This window comes from Ferruginivarius sediminum (genome assembly GCF_003344765.1).
Lineage (GTDB): Bacteria > Pseudomonadota > Alphaproteobacteria > Kiloniellales > Rhodovibrionaceae > Ferruginivarius > Ferruginivarius sediminum.
Genome location: NZ_QPMH01000002.1, coordinates 320,449 through 336,762, shown reverse-complemented (window position 1 = coordinate 336,762; position 16,314 = coordinate 320,449). Strand labels below are relative to the sequence as shown.

Here is a 16,314-nt window from a genome sequence, read left to right as displayed (position 1 = left end):
CCTGCCGTTTAGGCGCTCCCCCACCAATAGACACAGGAGAACAGGAACAGCCAGACCACGTCCACGAAGTGCCAGTACCAGGCTGCCGCCTCAAAACCGAAGTGGTGGTCCGGCGTGAAGTGGCCGGCATAGGCTCGGAACCAGCAGACGGCCAGGAAGAGTGTGCCGATGATGACGTGCGCGCCGTGGAAACCGGTCGCCATATAGAACACCGAGGTGTAGATATTCTCGCCGAAGCCGAAGGCGGCGTGCGAGTACTCGTAGGCCTGCAGCGAACTGAAGATGACGCCCAGCAGAACCGTCAGCGCCAGCCCTTGCAGCATGCCCTTCCGCTCGCCCTCGCGCAGAGCATGGTGCGCCCAGGTCACGGTACAGCCGGAGAGCAGCAGGATCAGCGTGTTGAGGAATGGAATGTCGAAGGGATCGAAGGTCTCGATCGACGGCGGCGGCCACACGCCGCCAATTTCGTCCGTCGGGAACAGCGCGCCGTTGAAATAGGCCCAGAAGAAGGCGGCAAAGAACATCACCTCCGAGGCGATGAACAGGATCATGCCGTAGCGCAGGCCGAGCTGCACCACCGGCGTATGATGCCCCTGGAAGGTGGCCTCACGTACCACCTCGCGCCACCAGCCGGCCATCGTCCCCAGCACCATGGCGATGCCGAGGAACATCACCAACGCCGTGACTTCGTGCATGAACAGCACGATACCCGTCGCCAGCACGCCGCCGGACAAGGACCCGATCAGCGGCCAGGGGCTGGGATCCACCAGATGATAAGGATGTTTCTTCTCATGCGCTTGGGCCATCGTCGTCCCCTTGCCCGTTCCGTCTAGCCTCTCGTACGCCCCGCCTTGGGCGGCGCTCAATCTAGCGAAGCCGGGCGGGCCGTGGAAACCGGCTCCGCCGCGGCGGTCTGATCCATCCCGGCCGCCGGCGCCTTGGCATCGGGGTCGGGAAAGAATGTGTAAGACAGCGTGATGGTGTCGACGTCATCCAGCGACGGGTCGTCCTCGATCGCCGGATCGACGAAAAAACTCACCGGCATGTCGGCGCTTTCGCCGGCCGCCAGCGCCTGTTCGGTGAAGCAGAAGCACGCGACCTTGTTGAAATACACGCCCGCCTTCAGCGGCGTCACGTTGAATGCCGCGGTTCCCGCCGTAAAGCCCTGGGAGTTGTTCTCCGCCTCGTAGTACGCAACCGTCGGCTCGCCCACCCGCACCTCGATGCTGCGCTGCTTCGGCTGGAAGCGCCAGGGCAGGTCCGGCGAAATGTCCGCGTTGAAGCGGATCGTCATCATCCGTTCGCTCGCCGCCTCGGGCTCGACGTCCGCCACCTGCGTCGTGCCGCCATAGCCGGTCACCTGACAGAACAGGCGATAGAGCGGCACGGCGGCAAAGCTGAGACCGATCATGCCGACCAGCACGACGCTCAGCAGCATCGCGACGCGCGCATTCTTCCGGTTGGCTCCGCCCGCCATGGCTTAACCGCCCCCCATGCGGACGATCGCCACGATGTAGACCAGCACGACGAAGGCGAACAGCAGCGCCATCAGCGCGAGATTCTTGCCGCGGCGCTTACGGCGGAACGCCTCGCGCTTCTCCTTGGTCCACTCGACGTCAGGGAATTCGTCGTTGTTCGACATCGCGCTCACACCAGTGCCCCCGCCGCGCCGTCCACGATCAGCATGGCAAAGACCAGGAACAGGTACAGGATCGAATAGCCGAACATCTGTCGCGCGGCGCGCTGGCGTTCATCCTCGTCGCGCAGCACGCGCACCGCCGCCACCACGAACAGCAGGCCGAGCACGGCGGCCACCGCCGCATAGAGCGGACCCGCAAACCCAAGGAGAAACGGCGCCGGCGCGATCGGCAGAAGCACCAACGTGTAGAGCAGCATCTGCCGCTTTGTCGCGCGCCGGCCGGCGACGACAGGCAGCATCGGGATGCCTGCGCGACCGTAATCCCCGTCGGTATAGAGCGAAAGCGCCCAGAAATGCGGCGGCGTCCAGAAGAAGATCAGCGCGAACAGGACAAGCGACTCGACACTGACGCCGCCGGTCACGGCCGCCCAGCCGATCATCGGCGGGAACGCGCCCGCCGCGCCGCCGATCACGATGTTCTGCGGCGTCCGCCGCTTCAGCCAGGCCGTGTAGACGAAAACGTAGAATCCGTTCGCCAGTGCCAGAAGCGCCGCCGCGGTCCAGTTCACCGCCAGCCCCATCAGCATGACGGAGAACAGACTTAGTACCACGCCAAAGCCCAGCGCCTCTTCCGGCGCGACGCGGCCCGAGGGAATCGGCCGTCCCGCCGTACGGCGCATCACCGCGTCAATGTCGCGGTCGTACCACATGTTGATGGCGCCCGCCGCCCCGGCCCCGACGGCGATGCACAGCACCGCCACGGCCGCCAGGAAGGGATGCAGATGCCCCGGCGCCGCCAGCATCCCGGCAAAACCCGTGAACACGACAAGCGTCATGACCCGCGGCTTCAGCAACTGGACGAAATCGCAGACCTGTGCGCCAGCCAGCATCGTGGCGCCCGCCACATCCGCCGCGGCGTCCGTCCGCTGTCCATTGCTCAGGTCGACCGTCGTATCCGTCACGTCACTCTCACTTTTCCGGGTAACGCGCCCGGACCGTCGGTGCGGTCCGGGCGTTCGCCATGATTCAGCTTTGCCAGGGCCGCCGTGCTACTTGATGCGCGGCAGCTCCTCGAAGGTGTGGAACGGCGGCGGCGACGACACCGTCCACTCCAGCGTCGTGGCACCCTCGCCCCACGGGTTGGCTTCCGCCTTCCGTCCGGCCAGCAGCGTGTAGAGCGCGACGCCGAGGAAGAAGACGGTCGCGGCCATGGTGATGTAGGCACCGATCGACGACACGTAGTTCCAGCCCGCGAAGGCATCCGGATAGTCGATGTAGCGCCGCGGCATGCCGGCCAGGCCGAGGAAGTGCTGCGGGAAAAAGATCAAGTTCACGCCGACGAAGGTGACCCAGAAGTGCAGCTTGCCCGCCCACTCCGGATACTGCCGGCCGCTCATCTTGCCGATCCAGTAGTAGAAGGCGGCGAAGAGGCCGAACACCGCCCCCAGCGACAGCACGTAGTGGAAGTGCGCGACAACGTAGTAGGTATCGTGCAGCACGGTGTCCATGCCGGCGTTCGCCAGCACCACGCCGGTGACGCCGCCCACGGTGAACAAGAAGATGAAGCCCAGCGCCCACAGCATCGGCGTGGTGAAGCGGATGGAGCCGCCCCACATCGTCGCGATCCAGGAGAAGATCTTCACGCCCGTGGGCACGGCGATCACCATTGTCGCGGCCGTGAAGTACGCCTTCGTATCCACGTCCATGCCGACGGTGAACATGTGGTGCGCCCACACGATGAAGCCGATGAAGCCGATCGCCACCATCGCGTAGGCCATACCCAGGTAGCCGAACACCGGCTTGCGGGAGAAGGTGGAGACAATATGGCTGATGATCCCGAAGGCCGGCAGGATCATGATGTAGACCTCGGGGTGGCCGAAGAACCAGAACAGATGCTGGAACAGCACCGGGTCGCCGCCGCCAGCGGCCTCGAAGAAGGTCGTGCCGAAGTTGCGGTCGGTCAGCAGCATGGTGATGCCACCGCCCAGCACCGGCAGCGCCAGCAGCAACAGGAACGCCGTCACAAGCACCGACCACACGAACAGCGGCATCTTGTGCAACGTCATGCCGGGCGCGCGCATGTTGAAGATCGTGGTGATGAAGTTGATGGCGCCCAGGATCGACGACGCGCCCGCCAGGTGAAGCGAGAAGATCACCATGTCGACCGACGGTCCCGCATGCCCCAGCGAGCTTGAGAGCGGCGGGTAGATGGTCCAGCCGGTGCCGGCACCCGTCCCGACGAAGGCCGAGCTCAGCAGCAGCAGGAACGACGGCACCAGCAGCCAGAACGAGATGTTGTTCATCCGCGGGAAGGCCATGTCCGGCGCGCCGATCATCAGCGGCACGAACCAGTTGCCGAAGCCGCCGATCAGCGCCGGCATCACCATGAAGAAGATCATGATCAGGCCGTGCGCGGTGATGATGACGTTCCACGTCTGCCCGTCCGGCTGACCGGCCTGCAGCAGGTACTGCACACCCGGTTCCGCCAGTTCCAGGCGCATAATGAGCGAGAAGGCGCCGCCGATGATGCCCGCGATGATCGCGAAAATCAGATAAAGCGTGCCGATGTCCTTGTGGTTGGTCGAGCAGAACCAGCGGGTGAAGAAGCCCGGCTTATGGTCGTGATGCTCGTGACCCGCGGCTGCGTGCTTGGCTTCGGCCATCGTGTGAACCCTCTCTCCCGCTTACTCGGCCTTGTCGGCCTTGTCGGCCTTGTCGGCCTTGGCGAGCCTGCGCTCGTCCGGCTGATCGATCCCGAACTCTGCCTGCTTGGTCTCGATCCAGTCGCTGAACTCGTCCTTCGGAACGGCCTTGACCATGATCGGCATGTCGGCGTGCCCCACGCCGCAAAGCTCGGAGCACTGACCGTAGTAGGTACCCGGCTCGTTGATGCGCACCCAGGTCTCGTTCAACTGGCCGGGAATGGCGTCGGTCTTGATGCCGAAGGCCGGCAGGGCGAAGGAGTGCAGGACGTCGCTGGCGGTTACCAGGATGCGCACGTTGGTATCCACCGGCAGCACCACCTGGGTATCGGTGGAAAGCTGCCGGATCTGGCCCTTCGACGGGTCAATCTGGTCGTCCGGGATCAGGAAGGAGTCGAACTGGAACCCGCCGTGGTCGGGGTATTCATAGCTCCAGTACCACTGCCGGCCGATGGCCTTGATGGTCATCTCGGAATCGACCACCACGTCCTCGTAGTACAGCAGCTTGAAGGACGGGATGGCGATCACGACAAGGATGATCACCGGCACCGCCGTCCAGACGATTTCGATCAGCGTGTTGTGCGTCGTCTTCGACGGGTTGGGGTTCGCCTTCTCGTTGAAACGGAAGCAGACGAACAGCAGCAGCCCCAGGACGAAAATCACGATTGCCGTGATGATCACCAGAAGCAGGTTATGGAAGGCCTGAACCTGCTCCATCACCGGCGAGGCAGGTGCCTGCAGACCCATCTGCCACGGTTCCGGCTTGCCGGTGTCCGCGGCCAGGGCCGGGTCGGTAAGAAGCGTCAGGCCCACCGCGAGCATGCCGGCAAGTGCGGCAAATCGTCCAAGGCCGAGTTGACCGGCGATCCCCTTCAGCATCGTCATTCCTCGATCCGTCGTTCGTCGCTGTCGTGACGTTGTGCCCGAATGACGTCGCGGCGCGCTGCACCGGGTCCGGCTGGCGGATTGTCCCGGCTCGTCGCCAGGCCGCTTCAACCCCGCGTCTCGAGCGTGCGGCAGAACCTAGACGAAGCGCCGGGAGCGCACAAGTCCGAGCCATCGCGTTCCTCCGGCCTCGCCACGGTTCCGCACCGTCATCCAGCGCTCGCTAATCTAACAGACGGCTTATAACCTGACGGCCCCTTGCGACCTTATGTCGCAAAGCCGATTGACGTGGGTCATTTCGCGCAAGGGGCGCGTTTCCAGGCCCACAGACGCCGCCCCTATTCCGCCGCGGCGTGCTTCTCGATCATGCGGCGGACGCGGCGGATGGCGTACCAGACCGTGCCGGCGACGACGGGAATGGCGGCGCCCGTCACGATGTCGACGGGCAGATCGACGCCGACGTCCTTCAGCGCCTTCGCGGCGTAGCCGACCAAGCCAACGGCATAGTAGGTGATCGCCGCCACCGACAGCCCCTCGACCGTTTCCTGCAAGCGAAGCTGGAGCCGTGCGCGGCGGTCCATCGAGGCCAGCAGGTCGCGGTTCTGGCCCTCGACCTGGATGTCCACCCGCGTGCGCAAAAGCTGGCCAGCGCGGGTGACGCGGCGGGAAAGCGTGTCCAGGCGATCGCGCACAGCCTCGCAGGTGCGCATCGCCGGGGTCAGGCGGCGATCCACGAACTCGGTGAAGGTCTGGTAGCCTTCGACGCGTTCCTCACGCAGTTCCTCGATTCGCCGCTGCACCAGGGCGTGGTACGCGCGGGCGGCGGAGAAGCGGTACTGCGTCTGGGCGGCGATCTTCTCGGTCTCGGCGGAAAGCGTCGTGATCTCTTCCAAGAGACGCCGCTCGTCCTCCAGCGCACCGATTTCCGTCATCGTCTGGGTGATCTCGCTCAGGCGCTCGCCAAGTCGGGTCAGCGACGCCCCCTCGCTCCGCGCCACCGGGAAGGCCAGCAACGCCAGCATGCGATAGGTCTCGATTTCCAACAGCCGCTGCACCAGCCGGCCAGCCTGCCGGGGTTTCAACCAGCGGTCGCGCACGAAGATGCGGCAGAAGCCGGCCTCGTCGATGGCAAAGTCCATGAAGGCGACCGCCGCGCCGCCGGAAACCTGCGCGGCGGCGAAGTTGCCGGATCCCAGTATCTCCGGCACCATGTCGAGCGCGCGGTGCGGCGCGTCGCGCGGCTCCAGCACCAGGTTGGCCGCTGCCAGAAGCTCGCCCGGCATTTCGCCGAGCCAGTCGCGCGGCACGAGGTCCAGCGCCGATTCGCCGAAGGGGTCTCCCTCGGGCAGCGGTCCACCACGGAAGAAGGTGTAGGTGCAGAACTCGGTGTGCCGCTCCCACTTCAGGCGGAACTCGCCGAAGTCCAGCAGCACGTGGTTCGCGTGCGGTTCCGGCGCCTCAACCCCATAGCGGGTACACAGCGCTTCCAGATGCCGGCGGTCGGCGTCGGTGCCCTCGCCGGTCAGAAGCGCAAGATGGCTTGCCCGCTCCGGCGCGCTTAGCAGGGCGAAGGGGCGTGCATGCACCTCGTCGCTGAGCCGGCGGCGCAGAGGATGCTCGCCGGGGAGCGCCGCCGTCTCCGCCCCGTCGCTTTTCGCTTGCCTGGCCTCGTTCATCCCTGCCACTCCTTACGGCGCTGACGTGCGGTGCATCCGGCCCCATATCATGGGGCAGCGCAATGACACGCACGTTGTAGCGGGCGCGCCGAAGCTGGCCAAGCGCTCGCGACGCATCGCCACAGGAGGCCGTATGTCGAGCATTTCCGCAACCGACAGCTTGTTCTTCGAACGTGCCGGCCTGGACCGGGACCGCGTCCAGCGCTTGGTGGACGGCACGCTGCAGGGCGCCGACGACGGCGAGCTGTTCCTGGAGTACCGGCAGTCGGAGGCTGTCGCCTTCGACGACGGGCGGGTGAAGAGCGCCAGCTACGACACCAGCCAGGGCTTCGGCCTGCGCTCGGTTTCGGGCGAGGCCGCCGGCTATGCCCATTCCACCGAGTTGTCGGAGGACGCGATCAAGCGCGCCGGAGAGACCGTGCGCGCCGTCCACGCCGGGCGCAGCGGGACCATGGCAGAGGCGCCGATCGGCACCAACCGCCTGCTCTACAGCGACGACAATCCGCTCTCGGCCGTACCGTTCGAGCGCAAGGTGAAGCTGCTGTCCGACATCGACGCCTATGCCCGCGCCAAGGACCCGCGCGTCAAGCAGGTCAGCGCCTCGCTGTCGGGATCGTGGCAGGCGGTGCGCATCCTGCGCCCGGACGGCCATACCGTCGCCGACATCCGCCCGCTGGTCCGGCTCAACGTCCACGTCGTCTGCGGCGAGGGCGACCGGATGGAAAGCGGCAATCACGGCTGCGGCGGGCGCACCGGCTATGACCTGTACCTGCAGCCGGAGACCTGGCAGGCGGCGGTGGACGACGCGCTGCGCCAGGCGCTGGTGAACCTGGAATCTATCGACGCGCCGGCCGGCGGCATGCCGGTGGTGCTTGGCCCCGGCTGGCCCGGCATCCTGCTGCACGAGGCCATCGGTCATGGCCTGGAGGGCGATTTCAACCGCAAGAAGACCTCTGCCTTCGCGGGGCTGCTGGGCGAGCGGGTGGCCGCGCCCGGCGTCACCGTGGTGGACGACGGCACTATCCAGGACCGCCGCGGATCGCTCACCGTGGACGACGAGGGCACGCCCAGCCAGCGCACCGTGCTGATCGAGGACGGCAAGCTGGTCGGCTATATGCAGGACAGGCAGAACGCGCGGCTGATGGGGGTACAGCCCACCGGAAACGGGCGGCGGGAGAGCTATGCCCACATACCGATGCCGCGCATGACCAACACCGTCATGATGAACGGCGACAAGGATCCGGGCGAGATCGTCTCATCGGTGAAGCGCGGGCTCTATGCCGTCAGCTTCGGCGGCGGACAGGTGGACATCACCTCGGGCAAGTTCGTGTTCTCCTGCACCGAGGCCTACATGATCGAGGACGGCAAGGTGGGCGCGCCGGTCAAGGGCGCAACGCTGATCGGCAACGGCCCCGACGTGCTGACGAAAGTCTCGATGGTCGGCAACGACATGGAACTCGATACCGGCATCGGCACCTGCGGCAAGGAAGGCCAGGGCGTGCCCGTCGGCGTCGGCCAGCCGACGCTGAAGGTGGACGAGATCACGGTGGGCGGCACGGCGGCCTGAGCGCCGCTGCCATCCACCACGCCCGACGGCGCTCAGGTGAATACACCTAAAAGTTGAAATAACTATTGCGTTATACTCCTAGTAGTGATTCACTTGTCATTAAGCCAGACGCTTAAAGGGACCTTAAGCCCCTAAGCGTAGAGTCCGGTCTTCAGAAGGCTGGACAGGCCTCCCTCCTCTCCGTGAGTTCCCTTGTCACCTTGACCGCGGCGCCAGCGCCGCGGTCCTTCTTTGCGCGACAGGCCCACCGTCTTGGCTCCGGCGCCTCAACGAAGAAGCCCGGCAACGCGGTGGCGCCGCCGGGCCGGAATCGCATCGCCGCGATGGGAACGGCTAGTAAATGTAATGCTTGTAGAGCGGCGCCGTCTTCTCGCCCCACTCCTCGTGGAACCGGCGCAGTTTCTCGTCGGCCGGAGTTTCGCCGGTCTCGACGATCTGACGCAGCGCCGTCAGGAACTGCCGCTCGTCCTGGCCATAGCTGCCATCCATCGTGTCGCGCCGGCGCAGGCCGTGGTCGGCGATCTCCAGCACGCGCTTGGCAAGGTCGCGGACGGTACCGTCCCGGAACGGCGCGCGCAGCCCCTGGCGCGGCACCACGTCGCGCAGCGCCTGCCGGTCGGCATGGGTCCAGTCCTTGACGAGGTCCCAGGCGGCGTCCAGCGCCTCGCTCGAATACAGCAGCCCGACCCACAGCGCCGGCAGCGCGCACAGGATGTTCCACGGCCCGCCGTCGGCGCCGCGCATCTCCAGGAACTTCTTGAGACGCACTTCCGGGAACAGCGTCGTCAGGTGGTCCGACCAGTCGCTCATGTACGGCCGCTCACCGGGCAGGGCCGGCAGCTTTCCGTCGAGGAAATCCCGGAACGACTGGCCGCTTGCGTCGATGTACTTGCCGTCGCGGTAGACGAAGTACATCGGCACGTCCAGCACATGCTCGACGTAGCGCTCGAACCCGAAGCCCTCGTCGAACACGAAGGGCATCATGCCGGTGCGGTCGGGGTCGGTGTCCGTCCAGATGTGGCTGCGGTAGGATACGAAGCCGTTCGGCCGCCCCTCGGTGAAGGGCGAGTTCGCGAACAGCGCCGTCGCCACGGGCTGGAGCGCCAGGCCGACACGGAACTTCTTCACCATGTCGGCTTCGCTCTTGAAATCGAGGTTCACCTGCACCGTGCAGGTTCGCACCATCATGTCGATACCCAGCGAGCCGACGCGCGGCATGTAGCGGCGCATCACGTCATAGCGGCCCTTCGGCATCCACGGGACATCCTCGCGCCGCCAGTCCGGCGCGAAGCCCATGCCCAGCATGCCCACGCCCAGCGGCTCGGCCACCTGCTTTGCCTGGGCCAGATGCTGGTTCACCTCGTTGCAGGTCTCGTGCAGGTTGCGCACCGGCGCGCCCGACAGCTCAAGCTGCCCGCCCGGCTCCAGCGTGATATTGCAGCCGTCGTGCTTCAGCGCGATCGGGTTGCCGTTCTCCAGAACCGGTTCCCAGCCCAGGGCCGCCAGGCCTTCCAGGATGTCCCGAATGCCGGGACGCTCGCCTTCCCCCTCGTACGGCAGGGGCTTCAGGTCGTCGGTGGTGAAGACGAACTTCTCGTGCTCGGTTCCGATGCGCCATTCGTCCGGCGGACGGCACCCGGATTCGAGGTACTCGATCAGTTCGTTCTTTCCGGCGATGGGAGCGCCCTTCTCGGTCGGCGGTGCAGACATACGACTCGGTCCCGTCAGAATGGTTTCGATGACCGGTGGGAAAGCGGGTGACGCGATGCTCCAGAGCGGGGGGCCGGGGCGTCCCGGCGTCAATCGGCACGAAACGGCGGTCGCGCGCGACCGTCGCCAAGCCAGGCCTGCCAGCAGGCGAGAGCCGCCAGCGCGGCGGTGTCGGCGCGAAGCACGCGCGGCCCCAAACCGACGGGCGTAACAAAGGGAAGTTTCGCTAGGGCGTCAAGTTCGGAAGCGTGGAACCCGCCCTCCGGCCCCGTCATAACAGCCCAAGGCCCTGAGACCGCTTGGTCTTTTTCCTGCCCGACAAACCCCGCCGAGATGTCCGCCAGGGCCCCGGCGATGGGCCGCGCCTCGCCGGACTCGGCGCACAGCAGCAGACGGCGCTCCGCCGGCCACCCGTCCAGTAGGTCGCGGAACTGCTTCGGCTCGTGCACCTCGGGCACGCTCAGCCGTTCGCACTGCTCAGCCGCCTCGCGCGCATTCGCGGCAAGCCGGTCGGTGTTCACGCGGCTAACGTCGGTGTGCTGGGTGAAGATCGGCTGCAGCACCGACACGCCCAACTCCGTCGCTTTCTCGATCATGAAATCGAGGCGGGCGCGCTTGATCGGCGCGAACACCAGCCAGAGGTCCGGTTCGCCCTGCTGCGGCCTGGATTGCGAGAGCACCTCCAGCGAGGCCCAGCCCTTGCCCAGCCCCTCGACCCTGGCCAGCCACTCCCCGTCGCGGCCGTTGAAGAGCGCCAGTTGCGCCCCGCGTCCGAGGCGCAGGACAGAGCGCAGGAAATGGGCGCGGGCATGGTCCAGCCCCAGGACACGGCCGGCGGCCAGATCCTCCTCCACGAAAAGGCGCGTGGCGGTACCCGTCCGGCTCAACTGCCCCTCCCTGGCGTCAGCGATGCCCGGCCCGACGCATCGGCCCGGCGTGCCCTAGACCCGGCACGGCATCAGCACGGTGTAGTCGAGGTCGAGCACGACCGCCGGATCCACCTTGCCGTCCGGCCCTTCCAGCGGGAAGTCGGCGCACGCCCGGTCCTTCGTCGCGACGGTGCGCAGGCGCAGCGCGCCGACGTCGCGCCGCCCCGGAATCTCGTGCTTGCCGAGGACTTCCGACCAGGCATAGATCGTGTCACCGGCAAAGCTCGGATTGATGTGGCGCCCGCCGTTGATCGCCGCCACGGCGATGGCGTTGCCCAAACCGTTGAAAGACAGCGCGCGCGCGATGGAGATGATGTGCCCGCCGTAGACGATGCGCCGGCCGAAGCGGCCCTCCTTTTCCACATGCTGGTTGAAATGGACCCGCGCCGTGTTCTGGTAGAGGCGCGTCGCCATCTGGTGCTCGGCCTCTTCGATGGTGAATCCGTCGACGTGGTCGATACGCTCGCCCACCTCGTAGTCCTGGAACAGATGCGGCTGGCCGGAAAGCTGCGTGTCGTAGGCGGAGAAATCCACGCCCGGCGGCAGGCCCAGGTCCGCCGGCGCGACCGCTTCCGGCAGGTCGGGCACATGCGGTTCGGGCGCCGGGCTCTCGGGATCGCGCTTGCGCACCATGGCCCAGCGCACGTAGTCCAGCACCGTCTTGCCGTCCTGGTTCGTGCCGACGGAGCGGACGTAGACCGTCCCGGTCTTGCGGTTGGAGTTCTCGCGCAGGCCGATCACCGTCGAGACCGTGGACAGCGTGTCGCCCGGATAGACCGGCCGCGCGAAGACGCCGCCGGCATAACCCAGGTTGGCGATGGCGTTCAGCGAGATATCCGGCACGGTCTTGCCGAAGACAACGTGAAAGGCCAGCATGTCGTCCATTGGCGCACGGGCATAGCCAAGATGCCGCGCGGCCTCGTCCGAGGACTGCATGGCGAAGCGCGAGCCATAGAGCGCCATGTACAGCGCCGCGTCACCCGCGGTCACTGTCCGGGGCGTGGCATGCCGGATCTCCTGACCCAGCGCGAAATCCTCGAAGTAGTTTCCGGCGATCTGTTTCGTCATACGTCCCGCTCGCTCGTTTCGACCCAACCCAGGCGCCATGCCGCCCGCGATATTGCCGCCTGGTATCCAGGCGACAGGTTCGCGCCGCACGCGAATGCGTATGCCCGCGGACGCGCCGATGCTTGCGCGTCCGCTGTTATTATGCTTCCAGACGGCAGAGGCCAGGAACCATTAGCAGTCCGGCAAGCCGCTGGGGAGCCCCCAAAGGCTATCGGGGGGTATGAGATGCAAGCAAACGTCCACGCCGGTCGGCCGCCACGCCGGACACCGGGCCGTTTCCGCCGGTCAGTCCGCTCCGCTGTCGGATTCGCGCGCCTGGATGGCCTCGTGCAGCGCGACGATTCGCCTGGCGTTCAGCACGTGCAGGTTCTCGATAAGCTGGCCGTCCAGCACGACAACACCCTCGCCGCGGCGTTCCGCCTCCGCGTGCGCCTCGATAATGCGGCGGGCGCGGCCCACCTCGTCCTCGCTGGGCGCGAAGATGCGGTTCGCCGGCTCGACGGTCTTGGGATGGATCAGCGTCTTGCCGTCCATGCCGAGTTCCAGCCCCTGCCGGCACGCCGCCTCGAAGCCCTCCATGTCCTGCAGATCGAGGTGGACGCCGTCGACGACCGCCCGGCCATGGGCCCGCGCGGCCAGCACGCAAAGGCTGAGCGAGGTCAGCACCGGCAGTCGCTCCGGCGTGTGCTGGGCCTGAAGGTCCTTCACCAGATCGCTGGTGCCCATCACCAGGACCGCAAGGCGGTCGCTGGAAGCGGCGATCCCCTCCGCATGCAGGATACCGAGCGGGGTTTCCATCATCACCCAGATCGCCATGCCGTCCGGGGCGCCGTGCCGCGCCATCCGCGCTTCCAGGTCGCGCACCATCGCCGCGCTCTCCACCTTGGGCAGCAGGATCGCATCCGCCCCGCAGGTTGCGGCGGCCTCGACGTCGGCCTGCCCCCATTCGCTGTCCAGCGGATTGACACGCACCGCAAGCTCGCGTTTGCCGTAACCGCCGGCCTTGACCGCCTCCACGACGTTCTTGCGCGCCTCCGCCTTCGCGTCTGGAGCGACCGCGTCCTCCAGGTCGAGGATCAGCGCGTCGGCGGGGATCGTCTTCCCCTTTTCGAGCGCACGGGTGTTCGATCCCGGCATGTAAAGCACGCTGCGGCGCGGCCGCGCGTTCAACGGATCCGTCATGTCGTTCCCCATCCTAAATTGCGATTGTATGCCTTTCGCGGATCGGCCATGACGATAGAAGCGTTCTGCACAGTGACAAACCCTCTAGCATCATGCCCGTGATCTGTCTCAATTCGCATGTTGCGTTCGGCTACGTCGGCAATGACGCGGCCGCATTCTGCCTGCGCCGCCTGGGTATCGAGGCTTGGCAGGTGGATACCGTCATATATTCGAACCATCCGGGCTATGGCGGGTGCACCGGGCGCGTGGTGCCGCCATGCGAACTGCGCGCGCTGATGGCCGGCTTGCAGACGCGCGGCTCTTTCAATGGCTGCCGGGGTATTTTGACTGGCTACATCGGCGCGGCGCAACAGGGAGACGAAATGCTGGCCGCGATCGCGGCGGTGCGGCGGGCCAACCCCGAGGCCGTCGCCGTCGTCGACCCCATTATCGGCGACAGCGGACCGGGCCTCTACGTCGCACCCGAAGTGGCGGCCTTCTTTGCCGAAGAGGCTGTGCCGCGCGCCGACGTCGTCACGCCCAACGCCTTCGAGCTTGGCCACCTGACGGGCCGCGACGTGGCAGGTATCGAGGATGCGGTGAGTGCCGCGCGCAGCATCATCGCCAGGGGACCGCGCATCGTGCTGGTAACATCGCTGCCGCTGGGCACGGATACCCTGCTGACCCTGGCCGTCACCGACGAGGACGCCTGGTCGCTGCAGGTGCCCCGCCTGGACTTCCCGGTTCCGCCCAACGGTGCCGGGGACGCGATGGCGGGGCTGTTCACGGCCCACTTGCTGCGCGGCAGCCCCCTGCCCGACGCGCTGGCCGACAGCGCCAACGCGATCCATGCCGTGCTGGAGGCCACGCAGGCATCGGGCCGCCGCGAACTCGATCTCGTGTGCGCGCAGGATGCGCTGGCCGCGCCGCCGCGACGCTTTCGGGCACAGGCGCTTTAGAACCGCCGCCTTCACGCGGCCCGCTTCGGAGCTTATTGCTGGCGCGACGATGTCAGTCACGAGAGCCGCTGGATGAACGTCAGGGACTTCGTCGGATACGCGCTGGGAACCGCCTTCGTGCTGGCCGTGACGGCGGGCGCGGTCGGCGCAATCGTGGTTCTGGTGACCGCCCTGCCGATGATCCTGCTGGTCTTCCCTTTGACGGCCGGCGCCATCGCGCTCGTGCTCTCGATCGGCTACCTGCGTCACCGCCGCCAGCGCGCACGCGGGCGCCGGCGCCGCTGAACCACCGGATGCGCGCCGGGGAGACGCGCCCCGGCGACTATGCGTTTTCGCCCGGCATGCTATAGTCTGCGGATACCACCATTTCGGCGCCAAACAACAGGGAGGGCTCCGGCCATGATCGAAGTCTCGATGAGCACCGCACTGCCGGCGTCGCCGGACGAGGTCTGGAAGAAGGTGGGCGCCTTCGACGCGCTGCACACCTGGCACCCCGCGGTGCAATCGAGCGAGGTCGAGGGCAAGACGCGCCGCCTGCATCTGGCGGGCGGGACCGAGTTGGTCGAGGAACTGGTCGACAGCGACGAGGCCGGCCATTCCTATACCTACCGGATCATCGACGCCGGCCCGCTGCCGGTCGAGGGATACGAAAGCACGATCCGCGTCGAGGGTGGCAAGAACGGGGGCAGCACGGTGACCTGGAGCAGCCGCTTCGAGCCCGTGGGCGACCCCATGGCGGCGCGAAGTGCCATCGAAGGCATCTATCAGGCCGGGTTCGATAATCTTGGCAAGCTCTTGAGCTAAAATCGCCAGCCGGGAGCGAACGTCGGCGCCGGGCGTTGAGAGTCCCGGCACCGGCCGATTCCCGCTCGTCGATCAGGCCGGCTGCTTGGCGAGATAGCCTTCCACCAGCCGCTCGGCGATCTGCACGGTGTTCAGCGCCGCCCCCTTGCGCAGGTTGTCGGAAACGACCCAGAACGACAGGCCGTGTTCGACCGTCGGATCATTGCGCAGACGGCTGACGAAGACATCGTCGTCCCCGGCGCTCTCCACCGGCGTGACATAGCCGCCGTCCTCGCGGTGGTCCACGACGGTGATGCCGGGGAAGCTGCGCAACGCCTCGCGCGCCTGCTCTTCCTCGATGGCGCTTTCGAATTCGACGTTAACGGCCTCGCCGTGGCCGATGAATATGGGCACGCGCACGCAGGTGGCGGACACCCGGATATCCGGATCGAGGATCTTCCGGGTCTCGTTCACCATCTTCCATTCCTCCTTGGTCGACCCGTCCTCCATGAACTTGTCGATGTGGGGAATGGCATTGAAAGCGATCTGCTTCGTAAACTGCTGCGGGCGCGCCGGCTCGTTCATGAAGATGCCGCGGGTCTGGTTAAACAGCTCGTCCATCGCCTCCTTGCCCGAGCCGGAGACGGACTGGTAGGTGGCGACGACGACGCGCTTGATCGGCGCGATCTCGTGAAGCGGCTTCAGCGCCATCACCATCTGGATGGTCGAGCAGTTCGGGTTCGCGATGATGTTGCGCTTGGTATAGCCGCCGATTGCCTGCGGGTTCACCTCCGGCACGATCAGCGGAACATCCGGCTCCATCCGGAAGTGGGAGGTGTTGTCGATCACCACCGCGCCCGCTTCGGCGGCCTTCGGCGCGAAGGCCTTCGCCACCGACGCGCCCGGCGACGACAGCACGATATCGACGCCCTTGAAGTCGTAGGTGGAGAGATCCTGGACCTGGAGTTCCCGATCCTCGCCAAAGGAGACCCGCTTGCCGGCGGAGCGCTCCGAGGCCAGCGCCACCACCTCGTCGGCGGGGAATTCGCGCTCGGCCAGCGTGTTCAGCAGCTCACGCCCGACATTGCCGGTGGCACCGACGACTGCAACCTTGTAACCCATCGGAAATTCTTTCGGTTTCGATTGACGTAAATTGGCGTTCTGAATCAGGGAATTTAGAGGTCGCCCCCCTTCTTTGCAAGGCTCGATGCTGCGCCGCACAATCGGATAACGGG

16 protein-coding genes are annotated in these 16,314 nt (G+C 66.4%); 4 read left to right on the top strand and 12 right to left on the bottom strand.

Going from position 1 to position 16,314, the window contains the following annotated elements:
* Positions 1-8 precede the first annotated feature (8 nt).
* From DRB17_RS03525 to DRB17_RS03500, 7 genes are all read right to left on the bottom strand, one after another.
* Complete coding sequence (locus DRB17_RS03525) at positions 9-806, bottom strand: cytochrome c oxidase subunit 3 (RefSeq protein WP_114580778.1); 798 nt, start codon at positions 804-806, stop codon at positions 9-11.
* Between the two features lie 56 nt (positions 807-862).
* On the bottom strand, positions 863-1,477 hold the full coding sequence (locus DRB17_RS03520; protein ID WP_114580777.1) for a cytochrome c oxidase assembly protein: 615 nt from the start codon (positions 1,475-1,477) through the stop codon (positions 863-865).
* Between the two features lie 3 nt (positions 1,478-1,480).
* Complete coding sequence (locus DRB17_RS20405; protein ID WP_153242352.1) at positions 1,481-1,651, bottom strand: hypothetical protein; 171 nt, start codon at positions 1,649-1,651, stop codon at positions 1,481-1,483.
* Positions 1,648-2,529: a heme o synthase gene (cyoE, locus tag DRB17_RS03515; protein ID WP_114580856.1), complete on the bottom strand. Its 882-nt coding sequence runs from the start codon at positions 2,527-2,529 to the stop codon at positions 1,648-1,650. Before cyoE ends, DRB17_RS20405 begins: the two co-directional genes overlap by 4 nt.
* Positions 2,530-2,688: 159 nt before the next feature.
* The gene (gene ctaD / locus DRB17_RS03510; protein WP_114580776.1) at positions 2,689-4,302 is read right to left on the bottom strand and encodes a cytochrome c oxidase subunit I; all 1,614 of its coding nucleotides are present in this window, start codon (positions 4,300-4,302) and stop codon (positions 2,689-2,691) included.
* Positions 4,303-4,323: 21 nt separating this feature from the next.
* Positions 4,324-5,226 carry a cytochrome c oxidase subunit II gene (gene coxB, locus DRB17_RS03505; RefSeq protein WP_114580775.1) on the bottom strand — a complete coding sequence of 301 codons (903 nt, stop codon included), beginning with the start codon at positions 5,224-5,226 and terminating at the stop codon, positions 4,324-4,326.
* A 338-nt stretch (positions 5,227-5,564) separates the two neighbouring features.
* Complete coding sequence (locus DRB17_RS03500; protein ID WP_114580774.1) at positions 5,565-6,902, bottom strand: DUF3422 family protein; 1,338 nt, start codon at positions 6,900-6,902, stop codon at positions 5,565-5,567.
* Between the two features lie 133 nt (positions 6,903-7,035).
* Between DRB17_RS03500 and tldD the strand changes: the two genes are divergently transcribed.
* Positions 7,036-8,469 (top strand): metalloprotease TldD, encoded by a 1,434-nt coding sequence (gene tldD, locus DRB17_RS03495; RefSeq protein ID WP_114580773.1) that lies wholly within the window; start codon positions 7,036-7,038, stop codon positions 8,467-8,469.
* Positions 8,470-8,802: 333 nt separating this feature from the next.
* Here the strand turns inward: tldD and DRB17_RS03490 are convergent, their stop codons facing one another.
* The 4 genes from DRB17_RS03490 to DRB17_RS03475 form a co-directional block, all read right to left on the bottom strand.
* Positions 8,803-10,179 carry a glutamate--cysteine ligase gene (locus DRB17_RS03490; protein WP_114580772.1) on the bottom strand — a complete coding sequence of 459 codons (1,377 nt, stop codon included), beginning with the start codon at positions 10,177-10,179 and terminating at the stop codon, positions 8,803-8,805.
* 89 nt (positions 10,180-10,268) lie between these two features.
* Positions 10,269-11,066 carry a 16S rRNA (uracil(1498)-N(3))-methyltransferase gene (locus DRB17_RS03485; RefSeq protein ID WP_114580771.1) on the bottom strand — a complete coding sequence of 266 codons (798 nt, stop codon included), beginning with the start codon at positions 11,064-11,066 and terminating at the stop codon, positions 10,269-10,271.
* A gap of 54 nt (positions 11,067-11,120) precedes the next feature.
* The gene (locus DRB17_RS03480; RefSeq protein ID WP_114580770.1) at positions 11,121-12,176 is read right to left on the bottom strand and encodes a MaoC family dehydratase; all 1,056 of its coding nucleotides are present in this window, start codon (positions 12,174-12,176) and stop codon (positions 11,121-11,123) included.
* 285 nt (positions 12,177-12,461) lie between these two features.
* Positions 12,462-13,358: an HpcH/HpaI aldolase/citrate lyase family protein gene (locus DRB17_RS03475; RefSeq protein ID WP_114580855.1), complete on the bottom strand. Its 897-nt coding sequence runs from the start codon at positions 13,356-13,358 to the stop codon at positions 12,462-12,464.
* 92 nt (positions 13,359-13,450) lie between these two features.
* Between DRB17_RS03475 and pdxY the strand changes: the two genes are divergently transcribed.
* The 3 genes from pdxY (at position 13,451) to DRB17_RS03460 (ending at position 15,100) form a co-directional block, all read left to right on the top strand.
* Positions 13,451-14,296: a pyridoxal kinase PdxY gene (pdxY, locus tag DRB17_RS03470; protein WP_114580769.1), complete on the top strand. Its 846-nt coding sequence runs from the start codon at positions 13,451-13,453 to the stop codon at positions 14,294-14,296.
* A gap of 72 nt (positions 14,297-14,368) precedes the next feature.
* Positions 14,369-14,581, top strand: coding sequence for a hypothetical protein (locus DRB17_RS03465; protein ID WP_114580768.1), 213 nt, complete (start codon positions 14,369-14,371; stop codon positions 14,579-14,581).
* Between the two features lie 114 nt (positions 14,582-14,695).
* Positions 14,696-15,100: an SRPBCC family protein gene (locus tag DRB17_RS03460; protein WP_161958683.1), complete on the top strand. Its 405-nt coding sequence runs from the start codon at positions 14,696-14,698 to the stop codon at positions 15,098-15,100.
* A 72-nt stretch (positions 15,101-15,172) separates the two neighbouring features.
* Here the strand turns inward: DRB17_RS03460 and DRB17_RS03455 are convergent, their stop codons facing one another.
* The gene (locus DRB17_RS03455) at positions 15,173-16,201 is read right to left on the bottom strand and encodes an aspartate-semialdehyde dehydrogenase (RefSeq protein ID WP_114580766.1); all 1,029 of its coding nucleotides are present in this window, start codon (positions 16,199-16,201) and stop codon (positions 15,173-15,175) included.
* Between the last annotated feature and the right edge of the window lie 113 nt (positions 16,202-16,314).